The sequence below is a fragment of the Chryseobacterium defluvii genome (assembly GCF_014204415.1).
Classification (GTDB): Bacteria; Bacteroidota; Bacteroidia; order Flavobacteriales; family Weeksellaceae; genus Chryseobacterium; species Chryseobacterium defluvii_A.
Window position 1 is genome coordinate 776,182 of record NZ_JACHLE010000001.1, and the last position, 11,592, is coordinate 787,773.

Consider the following 11,592-nt stretch of genomic DNA (forward strand, 5'->3'; position numbering starts at 1 on the left):
CTATATTTAAGTCTTATTCTCTTTTAACAGCATCATCAATATCACAGGTATTCCAAATACGGAGCTTATCACATTCAGGGGGATAAGGGTTTTCTCCGCAACAATTGAAAATATCAGCATAATCAGCATTCCTAAGCCCATATTAAGGATCCATTGCTGCCAGAGCTTTGCCGGATTATAGATGAGCCTGCAAAAATGCGGAACAATGATCCCTATAAATAAAACAGGGCCCAAAAATGCCGTAACAGAAGCGGAGAGTAAGGAAGAACATGCTATAACCAATAGTTTCAGCTGCTGTAAATTAACCCCGAGACTCTGTGCATAGGAGCTTCCCAGTGAGTTGCCTATTAAAGGCTTTATTGTTTTGAAACAGATAAACAATCCTATGAATATCAATATGGATAAAACAATGATCTGGTTCCCCGTTACCATATTATTAGCACCAAAAGACCATAGAATATAGTTTTTCAGGCTTTGATTTTCAGCATAAAACTGAAGCAGGGAAACAATAGCTCCGGCAAAAGCGGAAACAAGGAACCCGAAAATAATAAGATAGGATTTATCTTGAAATCTTTTGGACATGGATATTAAAACCAACATAAGAAGTAAACCTCCTATGATTGCTGATAAACTAAGCAAACTGTTCTGCAAAAACTCAGGTAATGGGATTTGGTATGAAAAGAATATGTAAAAGGCTACCGATAAGCTTGCTACTGAGGTAATTCCTAAAATATCAGGTCCGGCTAAAGGATTCTGAAAATATTCCTGCATTAAAAATCCTGAAGTAGGAATTGAGATCCCGGCTAAAAGCATGGCCAGCACACGGTTAATGCGGATCTCAGCGATCTGGCTGTTGGCAGATTCCTGAAAAAAATCCTGAAGGTGTAAACTTAAAAATCCTGTGTTCAGATTAATGACCGCAGCAAGGATAATAGCGGTAAAGAATACCAGACACAGGATTTTGAATTTTTTCATTATTTAAGTAAGAGATTATTATTTTTTCAGTCTCTCAATTTCTTTCTCAAGCATACTTTGGTCAATCATTCCCACGAATTCCTGTGTTTTATCTCCCTTTTTCATGAAGGTAAAAGGAATCGAGCTGCCATCCCAAGTCTTAAAATTAGAGGTAAAGAAGTTTTCATCAAGCATGCTGCCGTCAAGCAAAACCGTATTGCTACGAATTCCCTGTTCATCTGCAAAGCTGGAAACCTTAGTTGCCCAATCTTCCTTACTGTCAAGACTAATGAAGGTAAATTTTACAGGCTGGTTTTTTAATTCCTCCATTTTTTCTTTAAAATGCGGGATCTCTCTTACACATGGCCCACACCAGGTGGCAAAGAAATTAGTGACATATAAGGTGTCATTCTTAGTCTTCAGAAATTCAGAAGTCTTCTGGGGTGTAAATTCGTTTAATGCTACTGGGGCTGGAGATGGTTCCTGTGTAGAAACAGAATCTGAGAATACCACGGTATCATCAGTTTTCGTGCTTTCTTTTTTACAGCCGGAAAGAGCAGCCATTATCAACATTGATAAAATTATCTTCTTCATAATTATTTTTTATCTATTTTTGAATTGAAGTTATGGAACAACAAATCTATAAGGGGAAACTGACGCAGTTTCATGAGCTAAAAATAACGAAAAAGGGAGAACTGACCAAAAATACTTTTTCTCTGGAATTTGAAATTCCCGAGGATCTGCAGGACAATTTCAGGTTTGAGGCAGGCCAGTATGTGAGCGTTAAATTTCATGCTCATGGTAAGGAAGTGATCAATGACTATTCAATGACTACGGCTCCCTATGAAAAAAAAATAGGTTTGGGAATAAAGGTGAATTCTCCTGACGGATCCACAGCACAGCTATTCAGGAACTATAATGAAGGCGACAGGATACTGGTAAGCGAACCCGGTGGAAGATTTACGCTGGTTTCCAAACCGAATGAGTTCAGGACCATTGTTGCTTTTGCAGCAGGAATTGGGATTACTCCCATTTTAAGCCATTTTAAGAATATTCTTCATCATGAGCCCAGAACAAGATTATTCCTGTTTTTTGGGAACAGGAATTCGGAAGAACTGATTTATAGAGAATTGCTGGATACTCTTGCCCGGCAATGTGGTGAAAGATTACAGATCTTTTACTTCTTTTCGCAGGAGAAAACAGCTGATCAATTCTTTTACGGAAGATTGGATGAGAAAAAGCTGAATTTAATTATCAACCAGATCCTTCATTTAGATGATACAGATGAAGAATCTACGATCTGGGATGCCGTGGATGAAGTCCTGATCTGCGGAAAAGGGGAGATGATCAAAACTCTGGCGAATGCATGCTATCATCATGGAATTCCTAAAAAGAATATTCATTTTGAACTTTTTGAAGAATATAATGACGATATTTATCCTATTGAGAAGGAATTTCCTCTGATTGAAGATATAAATGTTGCATTCAAAATGTTAGGAAAGGAATACCTGGCTGTGCTTCCTGATAACAGAGATAAAATTCTGCAACAATTACTGATTCAGAAGTTTCCGGTTCCTTATTCATGTAAATCCGGAATATGCGGAAGCTGTGAATGCATTTTGGAAGAGGGTGAAGTGGAACTGCTGGAAAATGAATATCTAACCGAAAAAGAAGAGGCACAGGGACATATCTTAGCATGCATGTCTATAGCAAAAAGTAAAAAAATAAAGCTTAACTTCGATCTTACTTGAGAATCATAAAAAACATATTTAACCTCACTTTTATATCGGCTGAAATTGGAATTTTGCTGATATGTCTTGCCAATGTCTGGGTTTTTGCACTTACCAATGGCCGGACATATACCAAGATCTCTAAAATCCCTCCCCGTGAAGTAGCATTGGTCTTAGGAACTTCACCCAAAACGAGATCCGGAGCCTCCAATCCTTATTTTACCAAAAGAATGGATGCTGCCGCTTTACTTTATCATCACGGAAAGATCAGAAAAATTATTGTAAGCGGAGAAAAAAGCAAAGGCTACAATGAGCCTGCTGCCATGAAAAAATACCTGATCTATCAGGAAGGGGTTCCTGAGGACATCATCGTAGAGGATCCTAAAGGCTTTAACACCTATAAAAGTATCTTGCGCTGTAAAGATGTTTATAAAAAAGATAATGTAATTATTGTTTCACAGGGGTTTCATAATCTCCGGGCCTTATTTTTTGCCAGAAATAATAATATGAACGCCCTGGGTTTCGATGCCCGGGATGTTACCAAACCGGAAAGCTACTACAGAAACCAGGCTAGGGAAATACTGGCAAGAGTGATTGCTGTAGTTTATTTTATATTGGGTATTTCTCCTGATTAGAAAGGATATCCGAATGCAATATTGAGGGTAGGTTTGAAGGGCTGGAAGTATTTGAATCTCCATTTTTCCCCATCTGGTTTGTTCGGATCATAAATTTTATATGCAAGATCCAGCCTTAACGTGATATAGGCTACATTTACCCTTAACCCGAATCCGCTTCCTATCCCCACCTGTCTTAAGAACTTGTTGAATTTGAATTCATCACCATAACCATCATTATAATTTCTAAGGCTCCATGTATTCCCGATATCGGTAAAAAGGGCTCCTTCATACATTTCATTAAAAGGGACCCTGTATTCTATATTAGTAGTGAGCTTCAGGTTATCGGTCATATACGTACGTACTCTTTCATCTACCTGGGAATCGGCCGGGCCTAATCCTCCAAAAGCAACCCATGCTCTTATATCGTTGGATCCTCCATTGAAATAAGACCTGATCACCGGCATGGAAGAAGAATTTCCGTAAGGGATTCCTGCTCCTATGAACTGGCGCAATACCAAAGTCTGGTTAGTATTAAACTTAAAATATTTTCTTACATCGATATCAAATTTCACAAACTGTGCATAAGGTATTCCAAAGATCGTTCTCTGCGGGCTGGTAACCACACCACCATCATCTCTTTTCTGGTTGAAAATACTTAAAATATTACCCGCCAGTTCTACTTTACCATTAAAATAGAAAGCGTTGGGGTAATCTTTTTTTCCGATCTCGTTATACACAAAATTATAAATCATGGAAGATATGATCACATCCTGTGTCTGCCTGTCCTTATTGATCAGGGTTCCAGCGAAGGCAGTAAAGAGGTCTGCTCCCTGCTGGTCTAAATTGCTCAGATACTTTGTATCCTCCACAATCTGCTGAGATACTTCATCAATAGTAATCTGCCCGGCTTCAAATGCCGCACCTGCATCAGTATTATAAGCAAAATAATTAGCGAACATATCACGTCTTACTGCATCATCATTAACAAAATAAGAATAATAAGCATCTTTATTTTTGGTTAAACTCAACTGCGTATTGAAGAGGGTGAGCCTGTGAGATACCTTATCATTTACAGTAGCCATATAATTTAGCCCTGTATTAAAATTTACTCTTCCCAGGCCAATATTATTTTGCGAAGAAACTCCCAGAACAATGGATGAAGTAGGGCTGTAGCGCTTAGGAAGCAATTTGTAATAATCAAAAGGCAAAAGCAATCTTGGGAAATTCAATGAAGCCTGGGCTGAGATCTCATAGGCAAGAACTCTTTTATCGATATCTTTTGTACTCCTGATAGACCCGAAAGTACCCGCAAGACTTGTGGAAAGGTTTTCGGCACCACCAAAGATATTTCTTGTCGTTAGGTCAACTGAAGGGGAAATCCCGAGATTTAACAGCTGGGAATAATTGATATCAGTCCCTACCTTAAGCTCATACTTGGGAAGGGGTTTCAGGATATAAGTCACGTCAATGATACTGTCATTAGGAGCTATATCACCACCTCTTCGCAGGGAATCCCTTGCTTTCAGGATGCTGAAATTATTCATAGACAGAAGATTCCTTTTGGTCAGATCCAGTTTCTTCTGGTCATATACCTGTTTAGGCCCCACGGTAATGGCTCTCCATAATGCCCGTGTTTTATATTGCTCGTCCACTTTATGGAATCTTATGCCTCTTAAACTGTCTTTAACGGTATTTTTAGAAAAATCACTCATTTCATCTACTACGGCAACATCTATATTTCCTATGGTAGCAATTTTATACGGACTATCGGCAGAGTCTTTGTGAATCTCCAGCGTGAGAGGAACCTGCTTTCTGCTTTTCAGTGAATCCGCAACGAAATAGATATCCTCATTAGAACTGTTAAACCGATAATATCCTTTCTCCCGCATCAGCTCATTGATCCTTGCCACTTCTTTTTCCAGCACGGTCTGGTCAAGAATCTGTCCGGATTTTATAAGGCTTTCATGAATCTGCTGACGGTAGATCTCTTTAATTTTCAGATCCGGGATATTATAATAATAATCTTTAATATAGGTTGGATCATTATGGGTGATATAGTAGGTTACGGCAGCTTTTTTAGCTGCAGAATCCAGCTCATGTTTAAATTTTACCTCTCCGTCCCAATAGCCTCTGTAGGTAAGCCTTTTATCAATAGATTCAGCTCCTTTTCCCGTTCTTGTCTGGTCTAAAATGACCGGCGGAGATCCCCAGCTGTGAAACAGCCGATCCCAAAACAGGTTTTTACCTATGTTGCTTTTCATATTGTATTTCAGGAAAAGAGAATCCCTCAGCTTCTGATTCCTCATTTCGCCGGGATAGGTCATGTATTCGTTAAGAATAGTATCGTACTTGGGATTGGCCATATTGTAAAACACTAAACCCAGCGGTACAAAAAGTAACTGCTTCTTATTGGGCTTCTGCTGAACATAGCTTTTCAGTTCTTCATCAAAAAATTCTTTCTTATCTTCAAATTCAAATTTATTCTTGGTAAGCAAATATTCCCCGTCTGGAACTTTCTTAGTAGTGCTGCAAGCGTAAAGGAGACCAACAAATGTTGCAAATGAGATAATTTTATAATATTTTTGAGGAGAATTCTTATAATGCTTACAGCTCATACAATAAAAGTTTTACAGTCTTTGGATAAAAAGAAGTTCAGACAAAAATACAATTTGTTTTTGGTTGAAGGTAATAAAACCATTAATGAACTTTTTCATTCCAACTTTAAAATTAAAGAAATATTATCTACTGATCCGCAAAAATTAGACCGTACAGATATTCCGGTGACCCATATCTCTGAAAATGAGCTTAAAAAAATCAGTTTTCTTAAAACCCCTAAAGATTCTGTAGCCGTTTGTTATATAAATCCGGAAGAAAAACTGGAAGATAAAAGTGTACAACTGATATTGGACGGAATTCAGGATCCGGGAAACTTAGGAACCATTATCCGCCTTGCAGACTGGTTCGGGATTGAACAGATCATTTGCAGCAACGACACTGTGGATTTTTACAACCCGAAAGTGATACAGGCAAGTATGGGGTCTTTTACAAGGGTCAATATGGTGTATTGTGATCTTGCAAGGTATCTCTCGGAAACCCAAAATATTAATATAGGAACGGACATGGAGGGGGAGAACCTATACACTTTCCAAAGACCTGAAAAAATCAACCTGATCCTTGGAAATGAAGGGAACGGAATGCGCCCCGAAACCGAAAAGTTACTTCATAAAAAAATCAGTATCCCACGATTTGGAAAGTCACAATCTACGGAAAGCCTGAATGTTTCTATGGCAGCAGGGATTATATTGGGACAATTGTTTTCTAAATAGAGATATTAGAGGTTATTGATTTCAAAATTTAAATTCCGCTGAATTTCAGCTAACTTCTAACCTCTAATATCTAACTTCTATATAAGCTGTTCCATACTGGAAACGCTTTTGTTTTTCTGATAGTTTTCTAATTTTTTCCTTACAAATTTTAAGGCTACCGGTGCCAGATAGATCATGGCTGCACCCAAAAGTTTCTTTTTCCAGTTGGGGCTACTCATATTTTTTTTGGCATAATTTCCTATTAAAGCAGTAATTCCAAGTTTGATAACAGCATCCATGGCATTTCCCTTAAAAGCCGAATTGGCAATTCCCATTGCCGTATTTTTGCTGATCAGTACATCTTTGATCTCAGAGGTAATCTGCTTGGCAATAACGTCTTTTCTCAAAACTATTTTCTCTTCACCGTCCTCATCCGTTTTTTCCTGCAGGTACTGGTCTGTTAAACCATTGGTGAATGCACTTAAGCTTTCTTTGGTATTTTTGAAGGTGAGAAGATTTTCCAGGTCATTGATCTCGTTTTTCAATAATTTTTTCTTCCTTCTTAATTCATTTAAGCTCTCATAGTTTCTGCCCATAGTTTAATGATTTAAAAATTTAATAACCTGATCAGCTACAGAATTTACAATAGTCCTTTTAAAAGCAATGATAAGAAGCATCACCGTGAAGTAAAAAGCGGCGACAATTAAAAAACCATAAGAATTATTGTCTAATGCCTTACCGATAAGAAATGCTATCCCGAAATTGAAAAGAATGATAAAAAAAGCAAAAGCTACCAACAGTACAACAAGGTAAGTAATGATCCCTGCAGAAAGCGAAGATTTTTCCGTAGCTTCAATCTTCAGCAGATCTATTCTTTTCGATGTGTACTCTTTTATAGTCTCTATCATTGTTTTTTTTTAAAGTTACAAAAAAAGGAACCTGAATGCACAAAGTTCCTTTCACAATTTAAAAATTAATTGAGGTTTTATTTTTTAAGATCATTTAATTCCGCTTCCACATCTTTTACTACATCAGTAGTTTTGGAAACGATCTGATCTTTGTATTTATCATACCCGTCTTTTACGGTATGAGCCACATTGTTCGCTGTTTCTTTAAAAGTGGAAGAGATGTTGCTATACTGATCTTTTACTTTTTCAGAAACTTCTCCGTATTTGTTTTTTGCCTGATCTTTAAGATCATTTGCCTTATCCTTTATTTTTTTTCTAGTTTCTTTACCTTCTTCCGGAGCATAAAGCATTCCTAATACTACCCCTGCAGCAGCGCCTGCAAGAAGTCCCGCTAATATACCCGCTGTATTGTTTCCTTTTCTAGACATTTTTTGTTTTTTAATAGTTAATAAATTAGTTTTTTACAGTAATAGTAATTACAATTAATATACCAAATGAACAGTTTTGTCTTATTAAAATTTGTTAAATCTTATGAATGTAAGATAAAATACTTTCAATGGTTTCTCTCTTTGTCATATGAGTATTATCTATAACAATAGCGTCATCAGCCTGCTTCAATGGGGCAATTTCCCTCTCACTGTCTATTTTGTCCCTTTCGATAAGGTTTTCTTTCACCTGCTGTTCATCTGCTTCAATTCCCAGGCTCAAAAGCTCATTATATCTTCTTTTCGTCCTTTCATCTATGCTTGCCGTAAGGAAGAACTTGAAGTCAGCATTTGGCAGAACTACTGTCCCTATGTCACGCCCATCCATAATAATGCCGCCTTTTTCTGCCAGATTGCGTTGAGATTGAAGTAAAAAATCCCTTACTTCCTTCTGTTTTGCCACCAGACTTACGTTGTCGGAAACTTCATTGGTACGGATCTCTTTAGAAATATCCTTATGATTGAGATAGAGGACCAGTTCTCCTTCATCATTTTTAAATTCAAGCTGAATTTTTTCTAAGGAAGAAAAAAGCTGATTCAGGTCTATGGTTCCGTTCTCATCTTTACAGGTTTGCAGGGCAAACCAGGTGACCCCCCTGTAAAGGGCTCCCGTATCCAGATGAATGAGTCCAAGTTTATCAGCAATGACCTTTGATATTGAACTTTTTCCGGTAGATGAGTACCCATCTATAGCGATTACAGGTTTTTTCATACCGCAAATTTCAAGATTTTTTTTTTAAAACCAAGGGTTTTCTTAGAAACTGTCTAAATTTTCAATAAACTAAAAAGTCACAATAGTTTTTCAACACTTTAGGACACATAAGTATGTTTAAGTTTAAGTTTTTGAGAATGAGCAAAGCTCATATCAGATGAAAATCATTGATTTTCATGAAAACTAATGTGTTCTCATTTTACTATGACAGAACCACTTAATCTTAAGTGTTATAAAGAATTGTGCTTAAAATTAAATTCTGCAATTTTTAAATATTCTGAGATGTTTTTAAGGCTGGCTTTAATATCCTCTGTTGCTGCTGAGATCTACGGAAACTCCTATCTGGTTAACATTGGAAGAGTTGTGGTATCTTACATGGGCATAGTCTATGCGGAATCTTGAAAGCTTGATCCCGAATCCGGCGGAAAGCCCTGAGAAATTTCTCTGATCGGCTACAGCAAGCTCATTTCCTCTTTTTACATTGTACCCTAACCGTATATTGAAGCCTTTTTCAGGAAATAATTCGGCGCCCAAAGAAAAATGGTCTGCAATTTTTCTACCCAGATTCACTTCCTGTCCGTTCACATTATATTCGGAGGAAATGTCAAATTTTTGAAGGTCATGGGCTGTAATAGTAATGGCTACAGGAAAGACCTTTAAAATTTTAGTATAGCCCAGATCTACCCTGAAGGGAAGGTTTTCTCTTTCTCCGTTGAAAGATTTGAACTGATATCCGAAATTTCTGCAAACCAGAGAGAGCACTTCTTTGCTTTTTTTATTGTGATAGGTTATCCCTGCATTTCCGGCAATAGCGGAAGAAGTGTAATTATCAATTTTTGAAGTAATGAAATTGAGGCCCCCGCCAATCGTCCAGTCTTCTTCAAACTGATAGGCATAGCCGGCTCCGATTGCAACATCGGATGCGGAAAATTCTCCATTTTCAAAACCACTGTCATCTGTCCTCGGAATATTTCCATAGCTCATGTATCTGGCATTAATAGTCGCCATGTGCCCGTTGTCAAAATCCTTGGCAAAAGCAATGGTGCCGTATTTTGAGTCTGCAAGATAAGCTGTTGCATTTACAGAAAGCTGCTTGTCCGAATCCTTATTCAATAGAGCAGGATTGGCAATGGCAAAAGAGACATCATGATCCCTGATAGAGATTACATCGCCCCCCAATGCAGCCTGCCTGGCAGATACAGGGATATTTAAGAAAGGATAAACATGGGTTCCCATTTGTGCTTGGGAAACCATTCCTGACAGAAGTAATGAAAAAACGATAATTTTCTTCAAATCAATTTATAATTAATGCAAAAATAATCCTTTTTCGTACTTTTCAAAATATTTCTAACATTATTTGCACGTAAATATTTTTCTTTTTCCAATATTTTTAATGATTATATTTGCAAAGTCAAATTTTAAAGAAGTTTGCCAACCGGAAATTATAATAAAAATTAAAGATGAAATATAAAAGAATCCTTTTGAAACTTAGTGGTGAGGCCTTAATGGGGAACAGACAATATGGTATTGATAATGAAAGGCTGCAGGAATATGCAATGGAGATCAAGAAAGTAGTGGATAAAGGCTGTGAAGTGGCCATTGTAATAGGAGGTGGAAATATTTTCCGCGGAGTGGCAGGAGCTGCAAAAGGAATGGACAGGGTACAGGGAGATTATATGGGAATGCTGGCAACGGTGATCAACGGGATGGCTTTACAGGGTGCTTTGGAAGATGCAGGAATTAAAACCAGACTTCAGTCTGCGATCGAAATGGATAAAGTGGCTGAACCTTTTATTAAAAGACGTGCGGTACGACATCTGGAAAAGGGCAGGGTAGTGATCTTCGGGGCAGGAACCGGTAATCCTTATTTTACTACTGATACTGCTGCCACTCTAAGGGCTATCGAGATCGGGGCTGATGTGATCTTAAAAGGAACAAGGGTAGACGGGATCTACGACAGTGATCCTGAAAAGAATGCCGATGCCATAAAATATAATTCTTTATCTTTCGATGAAGTTTTTGAAAAGAATCTTAAAGTAATGGATATGACGGCATTTACTTTAAGTCACGAAAATAAATTGCCTATTATTGTTTTTGATATGAACAAGGACGGGAATTTGGAAAAAATTGTAGACGGAGAGAATGTTGGGACTTTAGTTGATTTATAAACAGCGCTTAGGCGGCAGGAATTATTACTCATTACCTATTGCTTATTGCTCATCAATTTATCAATCATCATTATAAAATGTGTAACCTATCAAATTTTAATTATATAATGGAAGAATTAGATCTTATATTAGAATCTGTAAAACAGGACATGGACGCAGCTATTAAGCATTTGGACCACGCATTTCAAAAGATCAGGGCAGGACGTGCTTCTACGGCAATGGTTCAGGATGTTATGGTAGAATATTATGGAGCTCCGACTCCCATCAACCAGGTTGCCAACGTTTCTGTACCGGATGCCATGACGATTTCTATTCAACCTTGGGACAAAACAGCCATCAATGCTATAGAAAAAGCGATCATCAACTCTAATTTAGGTTTCGCTCCTTCTAACAACGGGGAGAATATTATCCTTAATGTTCCGCCTTTGACAGAGGAAAGGAGAAGAGATCTGGCAAAGCAGGCTAAAGCGGAAACGGAACAAACAAAAATAGTGATAAGAAATGCGAGACAGGACGGCTTAAAAGAGCTTAAAAGGCTGGAAGGTGTTTCCGAAGATGTCGTTAAAGGTGTAGAAGAAGATATTCAGGCTCTTACGGATAAATATGTGAAAGTTTGTGACGATCACCTTAAGATAAAAGATGCGGAAATTATGAAAGTATAATTTTTCAGTTCTGAAAATATAAAAAAGAGGTTCCAAAAAATGGAACCTCTT

At 37.6% G+C, this 11,592-nt stretch carries 13 protein-coding genes; 5 read left to right on the forward strand and 8 right to left on the reverse strand.

Annotation, left to right across the window (positions count from 1 at the left end; genetic code table 11):
• Positions 1-6: 6 nt before the first annotated feature.
• Complete coding sequence (locus HNP38_RS03485; RefSeq protein WP_184184502.1) at positions 7-975, reverse strand: FecCD family ABC transporter permease; 969 nt, start codon at positions 973-975, stop codon at positions 7-9.
• Between the two features lie 18 nt (positions 976-993).
• Positions 994-1,548 (reverse strand): TlpA family protein disulfide reductase, encoded by a 555-nt coding sequence (locus HNP38_RS03490; RefSeq protein WP_184184505.1) that lies wholly within the window; start codon positions 1,546-1,548, stop codon positions 994-996.
• 32 nt (positions 1,549-1,580) lie between these two features.
• Here HNP38_RS03490 and HNP38_RS03495 point away from each other — a divergent pair, with 32 nt between their 5' ends.
• Both HNP38_RS03495 and HNP38_RS03500 read left to right on the forward strand, forming a co-directional pair.
• On the forward strand, positions 1,581-2,705 hold the full coding sequence (locus HNP38_RS03495; RefSeq protein WP_184184509.1) for a ferredoxin--NADP reductase: 1,125 nt from the start codon (positions 1,581-1,583) through the stop codon (positions 2,703-2,705).
• Entirely contained in the window at positions 2,702-3,319 is a 618-nt protein-coding gene (locus HNP38_RS03500; protein WP_184184512.1) for an ElyC/SanA/YdcF family protein, read from the forward strand. Before HNP38_RS03495 ends, HNP38_RS03500 begins: the two co-directional genes overlap by 4 nt.
• Here HNP38_RS03500 and HNP38_RS03505 read toward each other — a convergent pair.
• On the reverse strand, positions 3,316-5,916 hold the full coding sequence (locus HNP38_RS03505) for a BamA/TamA family outer membrane protein (protein ID WP_184184515.1): 2,601 nt from the start codon (positions 5,914-5,916) through the stop codon (positions 3,316-3,318). The two genes, HNP38_RS03500 and HNP38_RS03505, sit on opposite strands and share 4 nt — an antisense overlap.
• Here HNP38_RS03505 and HNP38_RS03510 point away from each other — a divergent pair.
• A complete protein-coding gene (locus tag HNP38_RS03510) occupies positions 5,902-6,627 on the forward strand; it encodes a TrmH family RNA methyltransferase (protein WP_184184518.1) in 726 nt (241 codons plus the stop codon). The two genes, HNP38_RS03505 and HNP38_RS03510, sit on opposite strands and share 15 nt — an antisense overlap.
• 77 nt (positions 6,628-6,704) lie before the next feature.
• On the opposite strand, the gene HNP38_RS03515 is transcribed toward HNP38_RS03510, so the two are convergent.
• The 5 genes from HNP38_RS03515 to porQ form a co-directional block, all read right to left on the reverse strand.
• A complete protein-coding gene (locus HNP38_RS03515) occupies positions 6,705-7,202 on the reverse strand; it encodes a phosphoribosyl-ATP pyrophosphatase (protein WP_184184520.1) in 498 nt (165 codons plus the stop codon).
• A gap of 3 nt (positions 7,203-7,205) precedes the next feature.
• Positions 7,206-7,514 carry a phage holin family protein gene (locus HNP38_RS03520; protein ID WP_184184523.1) on the reverse strand — a complete coding sequence of 103 codons (309 nt, stop codon included), beginning with the start codon at positions 7,512-7,514 and terminating at the stop codon, positions 7,206-7,208.
• Positions 7,515-7,591: 77 nt separating this feature from the next.
• Positions 7,592-7,942 carry a YtxH domain-containing protein gene (locus tag HNP38_RS03525; protein WP_184184526.1) on the reverse strand — a complete coding sequence of 117 codons (351 nt, stop codon included), beginning with the start codon at positions 7,940-7,942 and terminating at the stop codon, positions 7,592-7,594.
• Between the two features lie 94 nt (positions 7,943-8,036).
• A complete protein-coding gene (cmk, locus tag HNP38_RS03530; RefSeq protein ID WP_184184529.1) occupies positions 8,037-8,711 on the reverse strand; it encodes a (d)CMP kinase in 675 nt (224 codons plus the stop codon).
• Between the two features lie 300 nt (positions 8,712-9,011).
• The gene (gene porQ, locus HNP38_RS03535) at positions 9,012-10,004 is read right to left on the reverse strand and encodes a type IX secretion system protein PorQ (RefSeq protein WP_184184532.1); all 993 of its coding nucleotides are present in this window, start codon (positions 10,002-10,004) and stop codon (positions 9,012-9,014) included.
• Between the two features lie 167 nt (positions 10,005-10,171).
• Here porQ and pyrH point away from each other — a divergent pair, with 167 nt between their 5' ends.
• Both pyrH and frr read left to right on the forward strand, forming a co-directional pair.
• The gene (gene pyrH / locus HNP38_RS03540; protein WP_184184535.1) at positions 10,172-10,879 is read left to right on the forward strand and encodes a UMP kinase; all 708 of its coding nucleotides are present in this window, start codon (positions 10,172-10,174) and stop codon (positions 10,877-10,879) included.
• A 107-nt stretch (positions 10,880-10,986) separates the two neighbouring features.
• Positions 10,987-11,541, forward strand: a complete 555-nt coding sequence (gene frr, locus HNP38_RS03545; RefSeq protein WP_184184538.1) for a ribosome recycling factor — start codon at positions 10,987-10,989, stop codon at positions 11,539-11,541.
• The last annotated feature ends 51 nt before the right edge of the window (positions 11,542-11,592 follow it).